15 protein-coding genes and 1 pseudogene are annotated in these 19,187 nt (G+C 65.2%); 6 read left to right on the plus strand and 10 right to left on the minus strand.

Annotated elements, in window-relative coordinates:
• Positions 1-97: 97 nt before the first annotated feature.
• Positions 98-2,776 carry an ATP-dependent chaperone ClpB gene (gene clpB, locus BCAL_RS06025; protein ID WP_043165644.1) on the plus strand — a complete coding sequence of 893 codons (2,679 nt, stop codon included), beginning with the start codon at positions 98-100 and terminating at the stop codon, positions 2,774-2,776.
• A gap of 199 nt (positions 2,777-2,975) precedes the next feature.
• On the opposite strand, the gene BCAL_RS06030 is transcribed toward clpB, so the two are convergent.
• Entirely contained in the window at positions 2,976-4,019 is a 1,044-nt protein-coding gene (locus BCAL_RS06030; RefSeq protein WP_043165641.1) for a glutamyl-Q tRNA(Asp) synthetase, read from the minus strand.
• 145 nt (positions 4,020-4,164) lie between these two features.
• On the opposite strand from BCAL_RS06030, the gene BCAL_RS06035 reads away from it, so the two are divergent.
• The gene (locus tag BCAL_RS06035; RefSeq protein ID WP_043165640.1) at positions 4,165-5,283 is read left to right on the plus strand and encodes a glycerophosphodiester phosphodiesterase family protein; all 1,119 of its coding nucleotides are present in this window, start codon (positions 4,165-4,167) and stop codon (positions 5,281-5,283) included.
• Positions 5,284-5,357: 74 nt separating this feature from the next.
• Here BCAL_RS06035 and rlmH read toward each other — a convergent pair whose 3' ends face one another.
• From rlmH to BCAL_RS06075, 8 genes and pseudogenes are all read right to left on the minus strand, one after another.
• Positions 5,358-5,837: a 23S rRNA (pseudouridine(1915)-N(3))-methyltransferase RlmH gene (gene rlmH / locus BCAL_RS06040; protein ID WP_043165638.1), complete on the minus strand. Its 480-nt coding sequence runs from the start codon at positions 5,835-5,837 to the stop codon at positions 5,358-5,360.
• 285 nt (positions 5,838-6,122) lie between these two features.
• Positions 6,123-6,764 carry a uracil phosphoribosyltransferase gene (gene upp / locus BCAL_RS06045; RefSeq protein ID WP_043165636.1) on the minus strand — a complete coding sequence of 214 codons (642 nt, stop codon included), beginning with the start codon at positions 6,762-6,764 and terminating at the stop codon, positions 6,123-6,125.
• Positions 6,765-7,032: 268 nt separating this feature from the next.
• Positions 7,033-7,641, minus strand: a complete 609-nt coding sequence (locus BCAL_RS06050) for a hypothetical protein (protein ID WP_043165717.1) — start codon at positions 7,639-7,641, stop codon at positions 7,033-7,035.
• 136 nt (positions 7,642-7,777) lie between these two features.
• A complete protein-coding gene (locus BCAL_RS06055) occupies positions 7,778-8,782 on the minus strand; it encodes an NUDIX hydrolase (protein WP_081887313.1) in 1,005 nt (334 codons plus the stop codon).
• A gap of 403 nt (positions 8,783-9,185) precedes the next feature.
• Positions 9,186-11,423 carry an RNA degradosome polyphosphate kinase gene (locus BCAL_RS06060; RefSeq protein WP_043165632.1) on the minus strand — a complete coding sequence of 746 codons (2,238 nt, stop codon included), beginning with the start codon at positions 11,421-11,423 and terminating at the stop codon, positions 9,186-9,188.
• A gap of 118 nt (positions 11,424-11,541) precedes the next feature.
• Positions 11,542-12,807, minus strand: coding sequence for a hypothetical protein (locus BCAL_RS12200; RefSeq protein WP_052119113.1), 1,266 nt, complete (start codon positions 12,805-12,807; stop codon positions 11,542-11,544).
• Between the two features lie 302 nt (positions 12,808-13,109).
• Positions 13,110-14,108, minus strand: a pseudogene (locus tag BCAL_RS06070) (CpaF family protein); the annotation flags it as partial.
• Positions 14,109-14,136: 28 nt separating this feature from the next.
• On the minus strand, positions 14,137-15,018 hold the full coding sequence (locus BCAL_RS06075; RefSeq protein WP_052119112.1) for a CpaE-like family protein: 882 nt from the start codon (positions 15,016-15,018) through the stop codon (positions 14,137-14,139).
• Positions 15,019-16,010: 992 nt separating this feature from the next.
• Between BCAL_RS06075 and BCAL_RS06080 the strand changes: the two genes are divergently transcribed.
• The 4 genes from BCAL_RS06080 (at position 16,011) to BCAL_RS06095 (ending at position 18,425) form a co-directional block, all read left to right on the plus strand.
• Complete coding sequence (locus BCAL_RS06080; protein ID WP_052401196.1) at positions 16,011-16,268, plus strand: DUF4244 domain-containing protein; 258 nt, start codon at positions 16,011-16,013, stop codon at positions 16,266-16,268.
• 235 nt (positions 16,269-16,503) lie between these two features.
• Positions 16,504-16,848: a TadE family type IV pilus minor pilin gene (locus tag BCAL_RS06085; RefSeq protein ID WP_043165630.1), complete on the plus strand. Its 345-nt coding sequence runs from the start codon at positions 16,504-16,506 to the stop codon at positions 16,846-16,848.
• Between the two features lie 5 nt (positions 16,849-16,853).
• Positions 16,854-17,270 (plus strand): Rv3654c family TadE-like protein, encoded by a 417-nt coding sequence (locus BCAL_RS06090; RefSeq protein ID WP_160268285.1) that lies wholly within the window; start codon positions 16,854-16,856, stop codon positions 17,268-17,270.
• Positions 17,271-17,312: 42 nt separating this feature from the next.
• Complete coding sequence (locus tag BCAL_RS06095) at positions 17,313-18,425, plus strand: diacylglycerol/lipid kinase family protein (RefSeq protein ID WP_043165628.1); 1,113 nt, start codon at positions 17,313-17,315, stop codon at positions 18,423-18,425.
• A gap of 34 nt (positions 18,426-18,459) precedes the next feature.
• Here BCAL_RS06095 and BCAL_RS06100 read toward each other — a convergent pair whose 3' ends face one another.
• Positions 18,460-19,098 (minus strand): TetR/AcrR family transcriptional regulator, encoded by a 639-nt coding sequence (locus tag BCAL_RS06100; protein WP_052119129.1) that lies wholly within the window; start codon positions 19,096-19,098, stop codon positions 18,460-18,462.
• Positions 19,099-19,187 lie beyond the last annotated feature (89 nt).

Below are 19,187 nucleotides of genomic sequence, written 5' to 3' on the forward strand. Positions count from 1 at the left end.
CAATGCCTTGGACTGGCCGGCCGATACGTCGAACGAAACGGATCGACGGATCGGCCGGCCCGCCCAAGGCGAATGACAGACTTGGAGGACATTCATTATGGAACAGAAGTTCACCACCATGGCCCAGGAGGCCATCGGCGACGCCATCCAGAGTGCGTCCGCCGCGGGCAACGCGCAGGTCGAGACCCTGCACGTCATCGATGCGCTGCTGCGCCAGGAACAGGGAGTCGTGCGCGGCCTCATCCAGGCGGCCGGCGGCGATCCGCAGGCCATCGGTGCGGCCGTGCGCAACGCGCTGGTCGCCCTGCCGAGCGCCAGTGGCTCGACCACCTCGCAGCCACAGGCCAGCCGTCAGCTGACCGCCGCGCTCGCGCAGGCCGAGAAGGAGATGCAGCAGATGGGAGACGAATACGTCTCCACCGAGCATCTGCTCATCGGTATCGCCGCAAGCGCGCCGAACCAGTCGGCCGACATCCTCAAGAAGTACGGAGTCACCCCGGAGGCACTGCGCAAGGCCGTGCCGAGCGTGCGTGGCGGTGCGAAGGTCACCAGCCCGGACGCGGAGGGCAGCTACAAGGCGCTGGAGAAGTACTCCACCGATCTGACCGCCGCCGCGAAGGAAGGCAAGCTCGACCCGGTGATCGGCCGCGATCAGGAGATCCGCCGCGTCATCCAGATTCTCTCCCGTCGTACCAAGAACAACCCGGTGCTGATCGGCGAGCCGGGCGTCGGCAAGACCGCCGTCGTCGAAGGCCTCGCCCAGCGTATCGTCGCCGGCGACGTGCCGACCACGCTGCAGGGCAAGAAGCTCATCAGCCTTGACTTGGGTTCGATGGTGGCCGGCTCGAAGTACCGTGGCGAGTTCGAGGAACGCCTGAAGAGCGTCCTCAACGAGATCAAGAGCGCGAACGGCCAGATCATCACGTTCATCGATGAGATCCACACGATCGTCGGCGCCGGTGCGGCCGAAGGCTCGATGGACGCCGGCAACATGTTGAAGCCCATGCTCGCCCGTGGCGAACTGCGTCTGATCGGCGCGACCACGCTGGACGAGTACCGCGAGAACATCGAGAAGGATCCGGCGCTGGAGCGTCGTTTCCAGCAGGTGTTCGTCGGCGAGCCGAGCGTGGAGGACACCATCGCGATTCTGCGTGGTTTGAAGCAGCGCTACGAGGCGCACCACAAGGTCACGATCGGCGATGACGCGCTCGTCGCCGCCGCGACCCTGTCCAACCGGTACATCTCCGGCCGCCAGCTGCCGGACAAGGCCATCGATCTGGTCGACGAGGCCGCCGCGCACCTGCGTATGGAGCTCGATTCCTCCCCGGAGGAGATCGATGAGCTCCAGCGCAAGGTCACGCGCTACGAGATGGAGGAGATGCAGCTCAAGAAGGCCGAGGACTCGGCCTCCAAGGAGCGCTTGGAGAAGCTGCAGGCCGAAATGGCCGACGCCCGCGAGAAGCTCTCGGGATTGAAGGCCCGCTGGGATGCGGAGAAGGCCGGCCACAACAAGGTCGGCGATCTGCGCGCCAAGCTCGACGCGCTGCGCGTGCAGGCCGACAAGTTCACCCGCGAGGGCAACCTCGCCGAGGCCAGCCGCATCCTGTACGGCGAGATGCCGGCCATCCAGAAGCAGCTCGCCGCCGCCGAGAAGGCCGACGCCGAGTCCAACGAGGACGGCAACAAGCCCGAGCCGATGGTCCCGGATCACGTCGACGCCGATTCCGTCGCCGAGATCGTCTCCGACTGGACCGGCATCCCCGTCGGCCGCCTGATGCAGGGCGAGAACGAGAAGCTCCTGCACATGGAGGACTACCTCGGCAAGCGCGTGATCGGCCAGAAGGAGGCCATCGTCGCCGTGTCCGACGCCGTGCGCCGCTCGCGTGCCGGCATCTCCGACCCGAACCGCCCGACTGGCTCGTTCCTGTTCCTCGGCCCCACCGGCGTGGGCAAGACCGAACTCGCGAAGGCGCTCGCCGACTTCCTGTTCGACGACGAGAAGGCGATGGTGCGCATCGACATGTCCGAGTACATGGAGAAGGCCTCCGTGTCCCGCCTGATCGGCGCGGCCCCCGGCTACGTCGGCTACGAGCAGGGCGGCCAGCTCACCGAGGCCGTGCGTCGTCGCCCGTACTCCGTCGTCCTGTTCGACGAGGTCGAGAAGGCGAACCCGGAGATCTTCGACGTGCTGCTGCAGGTGCTCGACGACGGACGTCTGACCGACGGCCAGGGCAGGACCGTGGACTTCAAGAACACGATCCTCATCATGACCTCCAACCTCGGCTCCCAGTTCCTCGTCAATGAGGATATGGACGCCGACGCCAAGAAGAACGCCGTGATGAACGCCGTGCACATGAACTTCAAGCCGGAGTTCCTGAACCGTCTCGACGACATCGTGATGTTCCACCCGCTCACCCGCGAGGAGCTCGGCGGCATCGTCGACATTCAGGTCCACTCGGTCGCCCAGCGCCTCACCGATCGCCGCATTACGCTCGACGTGACTAGCGCCGCACGCGAATGGCTCGCCAACATGGGCTACGATCCGGCCTACGGTGCGCGTCCGCTGCGTCGTCTGGTCCAGACCGAGGTCGGCGATCAGCTGGCCCGCATGCTGCTGGCCGGCAAGGTCCACGACGGCGACACCGTGCTCGTCGACCAGACCGGCGGAGAGCATCTGGAACTCACCGACATGCCGGAGGATCCGCTTGCCGGTGACCACGGCGCGCCGTCCGACGACCCCGACGTCAACGTCGAAGACGTCAAGACCGACGAGTGAGATAGTCCATCTCACGCGGTATCACGATTCGTGGCGATCATGGATCAGTGTGCAGCAACCGCGCTGCCCTGAACCTAACCCATGATCGTCACTCGCAAAGCCCGATGCGCATTCCCGCGCACCGGGCTTTTGTCGTTCTCCTATGTCGGCTCCCCTTGTCAGGGGAGCTGGCCCGCGAAGCGGGTCTGAGGGGTAGTCTTTACGCCTCCAGCGCCTCAGCCAGCCACTGAGGCATCGCCGGATCATCCGGTTTGAGCGCCCGATCGGCCGGATCCGCCCGCAGCGCGCTCCACTCGTGCTCGGCGAACAGCGGCAGCAGATCGGCCGCCGCGCACGGCTCCGGCCGGTCGATAAGCCGCAGCAGCCACGCACAGCAGCCGATGACCTCCTCGGCTCCGACCCCGCGGGCGCGCAGCGCCCCCATATCCAGCGACCGCTCGCGCTTGGCGAGACGGCGTCCGGCGGCGTTGTCGATCAGCGGGATATGCGTGTAGCGCATATGCGCCGGTGCCTTGGCCAGACACTCGCGAATATAGATCTGCAACGCAGTGGACCGCAGCAGGTCGCGCCCGCGCACGATGGAGTCGACGCCCATCAGCAGATCGTCGACGGTGACGACGAACTGATAGGCGAACAGCCCATCGGACCGGCGAATCACCGAATCGCCGATCTCTCGCACGAGATCATAGGTCTGCGGCCCGAAAACCTCATCCACAAAGCTGACGGTGCTATTGGCAGCACCACGATCCGCCTCCGGCATCGCAATGCGCAGGGAATGCCGATCCCCATGCGCGAGCCTCGCCGCAACGGTCTCGGGGTGATCGCGCATCAGCCGCCGGCAGGTGCCCGGGTAGATCTGGAAGCCATCACCCTCCTGCGGCGCGGAGGCGGCGCGAATGTCCGCGCGCGAACAGAAACACGGATAGATCAGCGCTGGTCGAAAATCCCGCAGTGCATCAAGCGCCTCCTCATATATGTCGAGCCGTCGCGACTGATACACGGGTTCATCGTCCCAATCAAGCCCGAGCCAGGTGAGATCATCCATGATCCATCGGTCCGCGTCCGGCAGCACTCGGGGGGTGTCGATGTCCTCGATGCGCAGCAGCATGCGGCCATTCCCGTTGGTACCGTCGGCTCCGTTCCGGATGCCGCCGGCGCGGGCATCCAGCCACGCCGCGAGCATCGCGGTGATGTTCCCGATATGCATGCGCCCGGAGGGAGTCGGCGCGAATCGTCCTGTCATGTCCTCTAGCGTAATACGCGCGAATTCACCTGCCGTTCGTAAGACCCTGTTTCCCCGTATAGGCCCTCGGCGGTAATCTGATAACCAACATTGCGGGGCCGGCGACTGACCGCGACCCCGCGTCACGGAAGGATCAAGGACCGTCATGTCGAAATTCCTCAGGAACGCACTGATCGGCGGCGCAGCGCTCGCCGGCGCGGCAGCATGGGCGCTCGCCCCGCGTTCGTTCAACGACAAGCGTCGTAACTTCGTGCCCGTCATCCCCGACGTCTGGTATGCGCATCGCGGCCTGCACGACGCCGGATCGGGTCTGGTCGGCGTCACCGACATTCCCGATTACGGCGGCGATAACCCGGTCAGCGCCCAGGCGGACACGGCCGATGCGTCCATCGCCGAGAACGCCGACTATGTGGCGCTCGCCCGGCGCATGGCGCTGAAGGCCGGCTACGGCACGCCCGATGTGACCGGTCCGCTCGCCCCGGAGAACTCGCTCGCCGCATTCGCCGCCGCCTGCGAGGCCGGCTATGGCATCGAACTCGACCTGCAGCTGACCCTTGATGGACAGGTCGTCGTCGTCCACGATGCCGACCTGCTGCGTGTTGCCGGCGATCCGCGCCGCATCGAGGATCTCACCTATGACGAGCTCACGCGCATCCCGCTGTTCCCCGCGGCCAACGGCTCCAAGCCGGGCGATCTCAAGGCCGCCCCGCTGCCGGGCGCCGAGGAGAAGGTGCCGTTGGTGGTCACGCCGCCCACCGCGCCCACGGGCTACTACCAGCATGTGCCGCTGTTCTCCGACGTGCTCAAGGTCGTTGCCGGCCGTGCGCCGCTCATCGTCGAGTACAAGTTCTCCAACAATCAGGCGTGGGGCGAGCGCGAGGTGGAGCTGATGGAGAAGGGCCACGCCCTGCTCGAGGCGTACAGCGGCCCGTATGTGATCGAATCCTTCCACCCGGGTGCCGTCAACTGGTACAAGGAGCATCACCCGGACGTTTGCCGCGGACAGCTGAGCTGGCCCGCCAAGCTTGGCAAGAACGGTCCGGTCGAATGGGCTGCCGGTCTGCTGGCCTTCGACTGGCTGTCCCGCCCTGACTTCATCGCCTACGACTGGACGGGCGGTTCCTCGCCGCAGGTGCGTCTCGCCCGTGCGATGGGCGCGATCACAGTGTCGTGGACGGTGCGCTCCAGCGCCGAACTCGCCGACTGCGACCAGTTCTTCGATCACCACATCTTCGAGGCGTTCGTCCCCGACGACATCCGCTGATTCGCCGGGGCATGGCCGACTGACGCCGGAATCGGCGAAACGCCGGGGAGTCCCACCCGCCAGTTCTACTGGTCTTACTTGTGGTAGGGCTCCCCGGCGTTGATCTTGTAGGCGCGGTAGATCTGCTCGAGCAGAATCACGCGCATGAGCTGATGCGGGAACGTCATCTTCGAGAAGCTCAATCGGAAGTCCGCGCGGCGCAGGATCGCATCATCCAGCCCGATCGATCCGCCGATGACGAGCTGGATGTGGCTCACGCCGTGCAGACCCCAATCCGAGATCCTCGCCGCCAGCTCCTCGCTGGACAGCTGCTTGCCGTCGATCGCCAGGGCGATGACGAACGCATTGTCGCGCAGATGCTTCGCGATGCGCTCGCCCTCCTTCTCCTTGATCTGCCGTTCGACGCCTTCGGAGGCGTGCTCCGGCGTCTTCTCGTCCGCGACCTCGATGATGTTCAGTCTGCAATAGCGCGACAGACGTTTCGAGTACTCGTCGATGGCGTCGCGCAGGTAGCGTTCCTTCACGCGCCCCGGCGCGATGATGTCGATCTGCATGTGGTCCTCATTTTCGATTCGACCTGATTCGGTCCGTACGTTCATGGTGGCGATCAGCCCCCTAGCCCCGCAAATCGTACGATGAGATGCAGTCAGCGTCCGGCGGTTGGGGCTTGATCAGCAACATCCCCCGCTTTCGTACGCTGACCTGACTTCAGCATACGAAAACGGGGGATTGATCGGCGATGGCCTCGTTGTTCGTACACTGACCGGCGCGCAGTGTACGAACAACGAGGCTTGGTCCCCGATAGCCACCGGGAACGTACGGATGTTGGTACGAGAGTGTCAGTCGATCACTCCGTAGAGGCGGTCGCCGGCGTCGCCAAGCCCCGGCACGATGTAGCACTTGTCGTTGAGCTTCTCGTCGACCGCGCACACCACGACCTTGAAGTCGATGGACGGGTCGATGTGCTCCTCGACGTACTTGATGCCTTCGGGAGCGGCGATGATGTTGATCGCGGTGACGTCCTTCGCGCCGCGCTCGGCCAGATAGTGCGTGGCGGCGACGAGCGTGCCGCCGGTGGCGAGCATCGGGTCGATGAGGAAGCACTGGCGGCCGGAGAGGTCGTCGGGCAGGCGGTTCGCGTAGGTGATCTGCTGGGTGGGGTGCTCCTCGTCGCGCTTCATGCCGAGGAATCCGACTTCGGCGGTGGGCAGGAGACGGGTCATGCCGTCGAGCATGCCGAGTCCGGCGCGCAGCACCGGCACGATGATCGGACGCGGCTCGGCGAGCTTCTTGCCGGTCATCGGCGCGACCGGGGTCTCGATCGGCGTGGCCACGACGGACAGGTCGCGGGTCGCCTCATACGCTTCGAGCATGACCAGCTCGGAGACGAGCTCGCGGAAGGTGGAGGACGGGGTGTTCTTGTCTCGGAGCACGGTCAGCTTGTGCTCGACGAGCGGGTGATTCAAAACATGCAGTTCCATGGTTCCTAGACTACCTCGTTATCGGGGGCATAGGAGCCCGCCCGCGTCGGCGCATCAGGAGTGGCCAGTGACCAGAGAACAACGATCAGCAAAGAGTGAAGCGCCGAACCGTGAAAGCGCCTGTCGGCGCAAAGGCCGCTCGCAGCGGCAAAAAATGGAGCCCGGGGCTTAAGCACGGCCCGACGCGCCTAACAGTATACCTGTGCGAAAACCCGTGCCACGCCGGCCCGGCGAATCCATAAATTCCGGTTCCCCGTTTACTTCCCGCTCACTCGAGCTTGCCGCGCCTCCACAGGTTCGCCGCGTGGTGGAAGTCCTTGGCGGTCGCCATGAGATTCGCCCCGTTGTGCAGCATCTGCGCCGCCTTGGTGCGAATCGTCTTGGCATCCGCGGCGTCCTCCCGATGCGCGGCGGCAGCATTCAGCTTTCCCGCCTCCACGCGCAATCCGAGCGCCACCACATCGGTGAACGCCGCCGCGCGCTCCATCGCCACCGCGAAATCGCCGGTGAACGCGCCGGAGAGGATCGAGTCGGCGAGACGCGCGATGTCGTCCTCGGTCGGTGCCTGATCGACGCCCGCGATGGCCGACGCGCTGGTCGCGACCGGCTCGCCGACGCGCCACAGGCGTGCGATGTCGTCGCGCCGCGAACGCATCCACGTGCGCAGCATGTACAGTCGCCACAGCACGCCCGGCAACGAGTCGGACGGCGACGAGCTCCACAGTTCCGCGATGTCGTCCACGCCGTCGCGTTCGACGACGGTCAGCACGCGGGCGACCACGCTCGGATCCTCGCTGTGGCGCACGCGGTCGAGCAGCGACGCGGCGGAGGAGTGCGCGATCTCGTTGACCATGCCGGGATCGGAGCCGCCGGCCATCTGATCGAGCAGCGCAGGGGCGAGCTGACCCGGGCGGGACGGGCGCGTGCCGCGTCCCGGGGTCGGCACGAATCCCGAGTGGGAGGAGCGGACCGACCCGGACCCGGAGTTGGTGAAACCGTCGGTGAGGGAGTAGCTAGTAGACAAGCGGTGTGACCTTCTGAATGTCGATGATGCGTGGACCGTCGGGCGTGGGCGTGATGAACAGCGCCATCGCGTTGCCTGTGGGCATGTAGGGCGACTTGGCGATCAGGCGCTTGGCGAGCAGCGGCGAGACGCACAAGGTGCGCAGATGCTCGAATATACCACCGATGACCGGCCGGTGCATGCATACGGCCGTGGGCAGCTTGTGGTCGAGCGCGTACTGGATCTCGCTGAGCATGCACTCCCATGCCCCCTCCGGATCGCGTGCGAATGCGTCCTCGGTGAGCGGGGGCAGGTTGACCATGTCACGGTGCGTCTGCCACGCGAACATCTCGATGGTCTCCTGACAGCGGATCCACGGCGAGGTGGACAGTCGGATCGGGTTGAAGCAGGCCAGTTCGTAGCTCAATGCGAACGCGGCCGCCGCTCCCAGAGGCGTGATCGGACGATTGGCGTCGGTGCCGCGCCACGATTTGCGCGCCTCCGCCTTGCCGTGACGCACGATGAGGAACGGCACCGCGTCGGCCGCGCCCTCCTCGAGACGATCGATGAACAGGGCGAGGATCTCCTTGTCGGTCGAGTGGCTGAGCTTCTTGCGCGCCTGATCCGGCGTGAGCCAGATGACCTCGTCGATCTCGTCCTTGTCGGCGCGATGCACCGGTCCCAACGCGCCGGTGCGTTTGAGGCTTTCGATCGGTGAGATCTGCGTCGCCATCCAGAACAGGATGTGCTTCGTATCCACGGTGCGATCCTTGGTGTGGCGCAGTTTGCTGCCCTCCTCGGACTGCGGGTATTCGATTTCGCCCAGATATGGCCCCAATGCCACCGGCAGACCCGTCTCCTCGCCGATTTCGCGCACGGCTGCGTGGCGATGCGATTCGTTCGGATCCAGCTTGCCCTTCGGCCAGCTCCAGTCATCGTATTTCGGGCGATGCACGAGACACAGTTCAATGTCGTTGAACAGTGGCGTGCGATGCGGTGCGACGCCGCCGTTCATGTCGGATGTGCCCTCCGTATTGGTATCCGCAACGTCGCGGGCGGGGGGATCTGGGGTGGTACCCGCCACGATGCCGTCATCGAGCGGGCCGGCCGTGGCGACTGCATCGATTCCAATCCCGTGCACGGTGTCTTCCTGCGGTTGACGTCGTCGGTACAGGATGCCTCCGGCGGCCTCGACGATCTTTCTCACTCTGCTACCCACCCTTCAATGATACGTGCCGCATGTGTGCGCTCTACGTAGTTTCGCGTCCGAATACACGAAGGCCGGTCCATTGCTGGGCCGGCCTTCAAACGACATGCAGTTATCGTGTTGTGCTGCGGACGATTATACGCCGTAAGGCGGTGGCTATCCGTCCGCACGCCGACCGGAACCAGTCACGTAACCGGCTCCGGCCAGGTGTTCAGCTGTGCGCGCCGCGACGACGCGTGTGCTTGCGGATCAGGTACTCCTGGCAGTCGACCAGCGGGCGACCCTCCTCGTCCTTCGAATGACGCTCGTAGGAGCCGTCCGGCAGCATGTGCCAGCTGGAGGTGGAGTCGGCCATCTGCAGGTCGATGTAGTCAAGCAGGGACTGGATCTGCTCCGGGGCGGTGATGCGCACGAGTGCCTCGACTCGACGATCGAGGTTGCGGTGCATCAGATCGGCCGAACCGATCCACACCTCCGGGCCGGACATCGGGCCTTCGCCGATCTGCGGGCCGTCGGAGTTGCAGAACGCGTAGATGCGGCTGTGCTCCAGGAAGCGGCCGAGGATCGAACGCACTCGGATGTTCTCGGACAGGCCCGGAACGCCCGGCTTGAGCGAGCAGATGCCGCGCTCGACGATGTCGATCTTCACACCGGCCTGCGAGGCGCGGTACAGGGCGTCGATCGTCTTCTCGTCCACCACGGAGTTGACCTTGATCTTGATCCAGGCCTCCTTGCCGGCGCGGGCGGCGTCCTCCTCACGGCGGATGCGCTGGATGAGGCCGGAGCGGATGGTGCGCGGCGCGACGAGCAGACGGTGGAAGCTTGACTTCGGCGCGTAGCCGGACAGCTGGTTGAACAGGCGGGTGAGATCCTGTCCGACCACCGGGTCGCAGGTCAGCAGGCCGAGATCGGTGTAGATGCGGGCGGTCTTCGGGTTGTAGTTACCGGTGCCCACGTGGCAGTAGCGGCGAAGGCCGTCGGCCTCCTGGCGCACCACTTCGATGAGCTTGCAGTGGGTCTTGAGGCCCACGATGCCGTAGACGACGTGCACGCCGGCGCGTTCGAGCTTGCGGGCCCACGCGATGTTGGCGTCCTCGTCGAAACGAGCCTTGATCTCGACCAGCGCCAGCACCTGCTTGCCGGCGTGAGCCGCGTCGATCAGCGCGTCGATGATCGGCGAGTTGGAGCTGGTGCGGTACAGCGTCTGCTTGATGGCCAGCACCTTCGGATCGGCGGCGGCCTGCGCCAGGAACGCCTGCACGGAGGTGGAGAAGGAGTCGTAGGGATGGTGCAGCAGGATGTCGCGCTCGCGGATGGCGGCGAAGATGTCCTGCGCACGGCTCGACTCGACCTCGGCGATCTGACGGTTCGTCGTCGGAATGAACGGGCGGTTCTTCAGGTCCGGACGGTCGATGCCGCCGAGCTCGAAGAGCACGGTCATGTCCAGCGGGGCCGGCAGACGGTAGACCTCGTCCGGGCTGACGCCGAGCTGGTCGGCGAGCAGCTGGGAGAGGAACGGGCTGGTCTGGTCGGAGATCTCCAGGCGGATCGGCGGTCCGAAGCGACGACGCAGCAGTTCCTTCTCCATCGCGTTGAGCAGGTTCTCGGCGTCATCCTCTTCGACGTCGATGTCCTCGTTACGCGTGACGCGGAAGGAGCGGGCCTCCTTGATGATCATGCCCGGGAACAGGGATTCCAGGTGGGCGATGATGAGGTTCTCCATCGTGATGAAGCCGTAACGCTCCTCCTTGGACTCCTCATCGGTCATGTCGTCGACCGGAACCAGACGGTTCAGGTTGCCCGGGATCTTCACACGGGCGAAGTGCGACTTGCCGGAGGCCGGGTTCTCGACGATCACGGCGAGGTTGATGGAGCCGCCGGAGATGTACGGGAACGGGTGGGCCGGGTCCACGGCGAGCGGCGTCAGAACCGGGAAGACCTGCTGACGGTAGTAGCGCGACAGGCGCTCCTGCTCGGCGGTGGTGAGCTTGTCCCAGCTCAGCAGCACGATACGCTGCTCGGCCAGCGCCGGGAAGATGTGGTCGATCACGTAGTGGGCGTGCTCGTTCTGCAGCGCGTGCGCCTGCTCGCCGATCGCGCGCAGCAGTTGGCGCGGGCTCAGACCAGCCGCGGACGGCACGGCGATGCCGGAGTCGATGCGGCGCTTCAGGCCGGCCACGCGGACCATGAAGAACTCGTCGAGGTTGTTGGCGAAGATAGCCGCGAAGCTCGCGCGCTCGAGCAGCGGGATGTCCTCATCCTCGGCCAGCTCGAGAACGCGCTTGTTGAACTTCAGCCAGCTCAGCTCACGGTCGAAAAAGCGGTCGGTGGGCAGCGGAGCCTCACCTTCCAGAGTTTCGCGCCGGTCGTTTTTGTCGGTTTCGGCGATGTGCTCTGCGATTTGGCTTCGCAGGATCGCTTTCGATGGTGCGTCAAATATCTGTGCCATACTTCTCATCCTAGGCGTTGGAACGGTTCTCATGGAGTGAACTCGCCAAAGTTCAACGCGAGTTCACATTGTTTCCCCGTTTTGACTACGTCGTTCCGGGCTCGTGCCGGTCACCTGATCACGCGCCCATCGCCGCCATCATCGACGCGATCCCCGGTACGATGCCGATCATCACGAACGCCGGCAGGAAGCACAGCGCCGACGGCAGCAGCAGCTTCACGGACAGCTTCGCCGCCTCCTGCTCGATCGCCGACAGCTCCTCTCGATCGTATTCGCGCGCCGCGAGCGCAAGCCGTTCGGTGGGGGATGCGCCGTGATTCCACGCCTCGCCGAGACACTCGCAGACCACCATCATGGACGGATGCAGCGCGGCCAGTCCGATGACGCGCTCGGCATCCTCCTCGTCGTCGTCCGTATCTCCTCGTTCGGTCAGTACGGCGGCGTTGGCACTCAGCCACGCCTCCTTCCAGCCGGCGCCACGGGTGAGGGCCCGCCCTGCCTCGACGAGACTGCGCGCCAACGGCTTCCATTCGCTCATGCCGTTGCGGCCGGATTCCCCGGAACCGCCGAATCGTCTCGTGCGCGCTCGCTCGTCCGCTGTATCCGCCTCGGTCAGCACCGTTCCCACGGCGATCATGGCGCTCGGTATCGATGAGCCCTGACCGAGCGCCGCGCGCAGCATCTCCAACGCGATCGGCAGATTGTCATCGATGCCTTCGCGGCGGCCGAAGGCGCGGAGCATACGGTTCGTCCACAGCATGCCGGCGCCGTACCAGACCATGCCGATGACGAGACACACCCATCCCGCCACGCTGGTGAACAGGAACCGGAACGAGTGCATGCCCATCAGCTCTCCCGCGAGGATGGTGAGCAGCGGCAGGAACGACAGCAGCCTGATGGTGGCCTTGGGGCCGGCGAACGCCTGCTGTTTCAGGTCGTACGCCCTGCTTGCACGGCGATGGTCGATCCCCACCGCCTCAAGGCACAGCGACACCGCGCATCCGAGCCGTTCGCTCAGCCGGCAGGCGGCAGCCAGATGCCGTGCGGTGCGTTCGATGTCTTCTTGCGGATCGCGTTTGCCGGCGCGAGCCCGCAATACGGCGGCGGCGCGCGCGGCGCTGACCTGGGGCGTCGCGAACCGTATGCCCCCCTGATCCTCGAAGGCCTCGACCACGTTGCCGCCGCCCTTCGTGCGCGCCACGATGGCGGCGATCGTCGCGTCGATGCCGGTCTTCGCCGGGCCGTCCGCATCGCCGTCCGGACTGGCCGCGATGCCGTTGACGCCCCAGCCGTACGGTGCGGCGGTCGGCTCATGCCACAGGAAGAGCGCGCCGACGCCGAGTATCGCCATCAGTGCGATGAGGACGGTCGCGGAGGCAGGCATGGCGATGCTCCTTTCCATTCATGTTTCCTCTCGTGACGTGCCATGGCCACGGTCGCAGCCGTTGCCCCGGCGTTCTCGTGCGTATCCTCGTACGACTTCGCCGGTGCCGCATGCCTCGCTCTGGCCCGTTGCGGCGTTGGCCGTGGCGGCAGCGCCACGGACATCATGCCGGCGGTCGGGGTCGGTTCCGCGGTGTCCGCAGTGCCCCTGCTGCTGTTGGTGTCATGCGTTCGGCGGCCTTCCGCCGTGGCCGTTGACGTGGAGGCGTCGGTTCTTCCACCGTCGCTCCTGTCATCTGAAGCGACGCTCCACCGCTCGACGAATGCCTCCCATCCGGCATCCAGCTTCGGCGGGGAGACCCCGTCCCATATGCACAGCGGCTGGCCGTCCAGATCGCCGTGTCGGTCGACGAGCCGGCCGATCTGCGCGATATGCCGTCCGTTCGTGGTGCGTTCCACGTGGATCACGACATCGAAGGCGTCGTGCGAGAGCATCGTCATCGCCTGCGGTGCCAGCCCCGCGAGCAGTCCCAGCGAGATCAGTCGCGAGGGCACGCGGGCGACGCTGTCCGCGTGCAGTGTGGTCATGCCGCCGTGATGGCCGGAATTGTAGGCGCGCAGCAGATCGGCGATCTCCTCGCCTCGGCATTCGCCCAACACCACGCGATCGGGGCGCATGCGCAGCGTCGCCTTGACGAGATCCGGCAGTCCGATCGCGCCCGACCCCTCCACGTTCGACTCCCTCGTGGCGAGCGAGACACGATTGGTCAGCGGCAGCGCGCCCAGCTCGCGCACCTCCTCCACGGTGATGACCCGTTCGGTCGGTCCGCATTCGCCGAGCAGCGCCTTGAGCAGTGTGGTCTTGCCGGCGCCGGTGCCTCCCGTGATGAGCACCGTGGCATGGTTCGCGACGAATCCGCGCATCAGCGGCAGCCAGGCGAGGGGAAACAGCCCTTTGGCGCCTAATGCCGACAGCGGCGAGAACATGCGGTCGGGCAGTCGGATCGAGATGGATGCGCCTTGGGGCACGAGCGGCGCGATCACCGCATGGATGCGCACGCCCTCCTCGCTCGATGCGTCGGCGATCGGCTGGGCGTCGTCGAGTCGGCGTCCGAGCTGCGCGCACAGCTGGACCGCGTAGTCGCGTACCACCTGCGGGGAACGGAACGGGATGCGTGCACTGTATTCGCACATGCCCTCGCCCTGATCCGCCCACACCTTGCCGTCGCAGGTGACCGCCACATCGGTCACGCGCGGATTGCGGACGATCTCCTCGAGAGGGCCGAAAATCAGATCGGTCATGGGTGTTGCGCCTCCTTACGTTGTGCTGTCATGAGCGGGATCTACGCGTCTTGGTCTTCGGCGCGCGATGACGTGCCGCGCGCGGCTGAGGGGCCGGGGCGACGATCCGATCGGCCAGTTCGCCGACCACCTGTCTGGCCGATTTCGGCACCGAGCGGATGCCCAGTCCGTTCATGATGTCCGCGCACAGGGCGGGATCGCAGCGCAAAGGCCCCAACGCCTCGTCGCCGAACCGTTCGATCGCCTCCCGCAGAGCCACGGATGACGACGCGGACCGCTTCGTCGCGCCGCGTGGCTCCACGCCGACGACCAACGGCGGATCGTCGGTGGCGATCCCGGTGCCTGCGCGATCGCCGTCTGAGGCCGATTGCGGATTCAGCGCCCGATTCCTTGCTTGCGAGAGCAGCGCAAGATGCGATCTCGCCCGGGCCATCCCCAGCGCGGACAGTTCGACGGCGACGACCTGACGAGCCATGGCCAGTTCGGGGATGGTGCGCAACGCATCGCCGCGTCCCGCGTCGACCAGCACCAGATCGTTCGATTCGCACAGGGCCTTGACGGCCGCCTGCAGCTCCCACTCGTCAGGATCCTCGCCGAGCCAGGGCGCGTGCGCAAGAACCCGCATATCCTCCCACTGAGGCAGTTCATGATTGAGCGCATTGCCTTCGATATGCCCCAGCGGGGCGTTGAGATCCTGCAGCGTCAATCCGGGCTCGTGTTCGATGCCGAGCAGCACGCCGAGCCCGCCGCCGCGCAGATCGGCATCCATCAGCGCGCAGGAGATCCCACGCTTGCTTGCGGTCAGCCCGCACATCGCCATCAGGGTGGTCAGTCCGATGCCGCCGCCCGGGGAAGTGAACGCGACGAGATTGCCGCGTCCTCTGACGGCAGGTGGCGATTTCGGCGTCATGGCCGGTGGTGCTGACGGAGGCATCGGCGGGGGAGCCGGTGGCGGCGCATTCGGAGCCGGCACTGGCGGTGCCGGGTAGGGCGGTGTCGGGGCATGCCGTGTCGGAGGGGCGGGAGCCGGCGCGACCGGTGTGCGGGTTCCCGGCATCGGTGCCGGCTCGGCGGGGAGAGGAACGTTGCCGCGTTGTCTGTCGAAGGACGGGGTTCTCGGTTGTTTCGTCGATGTGATCATGCGGCCGATTGAACCGGGTGATGTCCGGCACGGGCAACCGATTCCGGCCAATGTGGACGAAACCCCTCGACTTGTCTCCGTGCGATTGCTTCATTGCTTCCGATGTGGATTCGAGTACCTCGAGTGAGTACCCGTCAGTCTGTCTGCCGGCTTCCGGCTCACGGCTTCCCCGCGCAACAGAAAGGGCCCGCCGAAGCGGGCCCTTTCGTAACAAGTCCAACTGCGAGCAGAATCTCAACACAACATCATCGTTGCAACGGTAAGTCTTTCCAATGCCCGTCCAACGTATTAGTCCTTTGACCATTACTTTTTGTGGGCTCTGCTCTGTTCAGTTGTTCTTGTAGTTCATAATCTAGGCGCGCCGTCGCCCTCGCGCAACCTACAACGGCACCTTGTTCGATTCTTTGCGCAAATGGTCATATGTGCGTGCTGACAACGTAGAAATGGATCGACCTGTGCGATTCAAAACGTTTGACTGTGCTGTTGTGTTCTCTTCGGGTATCCGATCGGCGTGTCGCGATCGATCGCGGTCGGTGATGCGATCGGCTATCCACAATGGGGCTCCCCATCCACAATGGCTGTGGATGACACGCCGGCGATGTGGATAACCCGGGGGTTTCGTCCACATGCCCCGGATTTTCCGTGTTCGTCGGATCGATCGGCGGCACAGTGGTCACACCCGGTTCGACAGGGCCCCAACGTCGGAGCCGCCGGTCGAAACGGGGAAACCAGGAAACCAATAACGACATGATGAAGGAGTCATGATGAACACCAAGATCAACAACATGCTGACCAGCGCCAAGGCTCGTCTCTACATGCTTGACGCCAGGATTCGCACCCTGACCGCCGAGCCCGAAGAGGGCGCGGCGACCGTCGAGTACGCGGCCGTCACCGTTGCGGCCGTCAGCCTCGGCGGTATCCTTTGGACGATTCTGAAGTCCAAGGAATTCAAGGCCTTGGTCCAGAAGATCTTCACCACTATTTTCAACGCGATCACCACGGGAGCGTTCTCCGCTTGATTCCCCGTGAGTCGAGCCTGATTGCAATCGGACGTCACCGATGAAACCGTACGTGAAGCGTCGCGCACGTCGTCCGCCGGCAACGATCTCCGCCGTTGCCGGCGGCCGGCATCAGTCGCCGAACCAATCGCCATCTCTTTTCTCGTCGGCCCGTTTAGGGCCGACGCCCCCGATCCGTAACCGTGATCGTCTCAATCCCAGTCGTTTTCGTCGTCTATCCGCGTTATCCGCATGGATGTCCCGGTCCGACGCCGGCGCGGTCACTGCCGAATTCGCCAGCGTACTGCCTTCCGTAATGGTGATGATCGTTCTGCTGGCTGCGCTCGCCCGCGGAGTGGTGGTGTCCATGACCTGCCAAGACGCCGCATCCGCCGCCGCCCGCGCCGTCGTCTCCTCCGGAGGGGATGCGGATTCCGAGGCCGCCGCTCAGGCGGTCGTCGGGAAGGGTGTCGACGTCGACATCGATGTCGACGCCGAAGCCGGGACCGTCACCGTCATCACGCGTTGCCCGGTGGTTCCCGATCCGATGGGCGTATTGCCGTCACTGGCGTCGGGCAAAGCGGTGGGAGTGCTGACATGAATGACATGAGCAAGCAAACCGACAGGCACCTCGGCCGCCAAGGGCGATTCGACCGATTCGCCGCCACCGCAACCGCATGTGATGAAGGCGCCGGCACCATACTCGGCATCATCATGATCACCATCGCCACGGTCATGATCGTCGTGGCGGTGGGCGTCGGCCAGATACTGGTTGGCCGTTCCCGTGCGGCAACGGCCGCGGATATGTCGGCGCTTTCCGCGGCCAACGCCCTGTGGTCCGGCGGTGTGCCATGCGAGGTGGCAGCCAGGGCCGCCGAAGGCCAGGGTGCGCACCTGATCTCCTGCGACGTCGGCGGTGACACCGGCGAGGACGTGCTGGTTCAGGTGGGCGTGGACGTCGGGATGCCGTTCCTGCCCGATATGATCCAGTCCGCTCGGGCAGGGCCGACGGTCTGCGAATAGACTGCTGGCGCGTCAGCCGGCTTCCCGGTTATCGTGTTGCGTATGACCGAGAGCCAGAAGCATACGACCGTCGCCATGGTCGGCAACCCCGTATCCGACAAGGGCAGGGGTGCCAGGATCGGAGCACAGGTATTCGACATGCTGACCGAAGCCGGCCGACATCATGGATTCGATGTGATCGATCTGACCGGAAACAGCTTCGACGACTCCCTTGCCAAGGTGCGCGGTCGCATGAACGACTACGACCATCTGGTCGTGGTGGGCGGTGACGGCATGATCGCCCTCGGTGCGAATGCTGTCGGTTCCAGCGGCAAGCCGTTGGGCATCGTGGCGACCGGATCGGGCAACGACTTCGCCCGCGGTCTCTCACTGCCGGTCAACAAGATCCCCACGGCGGTCGAGGGCATCGTCGGAGCGATCGTACGCGGATCGTATATCGACGTCGACATGGGCCGGGTCACGGCGTTGCCGGGATTCGTCGCCGCCGATCCCACCACCGGCAAGGAGCTTGCCGACGGCGGAATCAACGGCGACCGGTACTACGCGGGCATGCTGTCCTGCGGATTGGATGCGAGCATCAACGACCGGGCCAACCATTCGCGATTGCCGGGAGGATCGCTGCGATACTTCGCGGCGGTGCTCGTCGAGGTGGCGCATCTCAAACGGTACGGATACCACATCAGAGCCACGCTTGCGGACGGCACGATCGAGGAGCATGACCTCATCACACCGATGGTGACCGTCGCCAATTCGCGGCACATCGGTGGCGGGCTGGAGGTGTCTCCGTTCTCGCGGTTCGATGACGGGCTGCTCGACCTGATCTGGATCGATCACATGCCCAGCCCGTTGGAGATCGCCGATGCGATCTCCAAGGCCTACAGCGGCAAACTGCTCGCCTCCCGCATCTTCGGGTGGAAACGGGTGCGCGCCGTCGAGATCACTCGGGCCGCGGCCGGCGACGAGCCGCCGGTGCTGATGGCGGACGGCGAGTACATCGGCCGACTGCCGGTGGCTGTACGGGCGTGCGATCGTTCGCTGCGCGTACTGGTGCCGCCGGCCGTGGTCGGCTGGCATGAACGGGTACGAGGCGAACAGGCGGTGCTGGATGCCATACGCCGCGACGGACGCGATCCGATCACCGGCGCATTCGTCTGATTCGGCTGGTGGTTCGGTTCGACAGTCACCAGGTTCAGCCGGCCGTGACCATCGACGATGAACGGAGATAGTCGGTCAGATGCAGCGTCTGCGCGATCAGCGACTTCAGCGTCGCGTCGGTGACGTTCGCATGCGATCGGATCAGGGAGATCAACCCGACGATGAGCGTGAAGAACGTCTCGTGCACGTTCGTGATCGGCATGCCGTGCAGGAGCGCGAAATCGCGCACGACGGTGCGTTCCAGCAGATCGGCGATGCGATCGGCGATGCGGTCGATGAACCGGATGTACAGCTCCGCATTGCCCTCATGGATCATGCGGGCCGAGAACGGCCCCTCGTTCGCGATGAGGGCGCGGATCAGCCGCACCATGTCGTCGAGCGCCTTGTCGATGTTGCCGGTCTCGCGGGATGCGTTCCATGCCTCGAGCTTGGAGAGGATCTCGCCCACCACGTCGTCGAGCACGGCGTCGGCGACTGCGTCCTTATCGGGGAAGTAGTGGTAGAACAATGATCTGGTCATGTGCACCCGCGAGGCGATGTCGCTCACGGTGATCCTGGAGAAGCCCTTCTCCAGACAGATCTCTCTCGCTGCGCGCACGATCGCCGCGCGCCTGGCGTCTCCTTTGCCCGTCGCCGTCATCGTCGCTGTTGACGTCGTGTCAATACTGCTCATGGCAACAGTGTAGGTGATTTCGGCGGTACGCACGGCAGTCATGCGCGTTTCGTCAACATCCATCGCCATCGATGGGTAGTCGGTTTGAG

The sequence above is a fragment of the Bifidobacterium callitrichos DSM 23973 genome (assembly GCF_000741175.1).
Classification (GTDB): Bacteria; Actinomycetota; Actinomycetes; order Actinomycetales; family Bifidobacteriaceae; genus Bifidobacterium; species Bifidobacterium callitrichos.

What these genes read in the sequence shown, in the direction of transcription:
- clpB (WP_043165644.1), top strand. Translation starts at nt 98, where the DNA reads ATGGAACAGAAGTTCACCACCATGGCCCAGGAGGCCATCGGCGACGCC.
- BCAL_RS06030 (WP_043165641.1), bottom strand. Translation starts at nt 4,019, where the DNA reads ATGACAGGACGATTCGCGCCGACTCCCTCCGGGCGCATGCATATCGGG.
- BCAL_RS06035 (WP_043165640.1), top strand. Translation starts at nt 4,165, where the DNA reads ATGTCGAAATTCCTCAGGAACGCACTGATCGGCGGCGCAGCGCTCGCC.
- rlmH (WP_043165638.1), bottom strand. Translation starts at nt 5,837, where the DNA reads ATGCAGATCGACATCATCGCGCCGGGGCGCGTGAAGGAACGCTACCTG.
- upp (WP_043165636.1), bottom strand. Translation starts at nt 6,764, where the DNA reads ATGGAACTGCATGTTTTGAATCACCCGCTCGTCGAGCACAAGCTGACC.
- BCAL_RS06050 (WP_043165717.1), bottom strand. Translation starts at nt 7,641, where the DNA reads ATGGCCGGCGGCTCCGATCCCGGCATGGTCAACGAGATCGCGCACTCC.
- BCAL_RS06055 (WP_081887313.1), bottom strand. Translation starts at nt 8,782, where the DNA reads ATGAACGGCGGCGTCGCACCGCATCGCACGCCACTGTTCAACGACATT.
- BCAL_RS06060 (WP_043165632.1), bottom strand. Translation starts at nt 11,423, where the DNA reads ATGGCACAGATATTTGACGCACCATCGAAAGCGATCCTGCGAAGCCAA.
- BCAL_RS12200 (WP_052119113.1), bottom strand. Translation starts at nt 12,807, where the DNA reads ATGCCTGCCTCCGCGACCGTCCTCATCGCACTGATGGCGATACTCGGC.
- BCAL_RS06075 (WP_052119112.1), bottom strand. Translation starts at nt 15,018, where the DNA reads ATGACGCCGAAATCGCCACCTGCCGTCAGAGGACGCGGCAATCTCGTC.
- BCAL_RS06080 (WP_052401196.1), top strand. Translation starts at nt 16,011, where the DNA reads ATGATGAACACCAAGATCAACAACATGCTGACCAGCGCCAAGGCTCGT.
- BCAL_RS06085 (WP_043165630.1), top strand. Translation starts at nt 16,504, where the DNA reads ATGTCCCGGTCCGACGCCGGCGCGGTCACTGCCGAATTCGCCAGCGTA.
- BCAL_RS06090 (WP_160268285.1), top strand. Translation starts at nt 16,854, where the DNA reads ATGAGCAAGCAAACCGACAGGCACCTCGGCCGCCAAGGGCGATTCGAC.
- BCAL_RS06095 (WP_043165628.1), top strand. Translation starts at nt 17,313, where the DNA reads ATGACCGAGAGCCAGAAGCATACGACCGTCGCCATGGTCGGCAACCCC.
- BCAL_RS06100 (WP_052119129.1), bottom strand. Translation starts at nt 19,098, where the DNA reads ATGAGCAGTATTGACACGACGTCAACAGCGACGATGACGGCGACGGGC.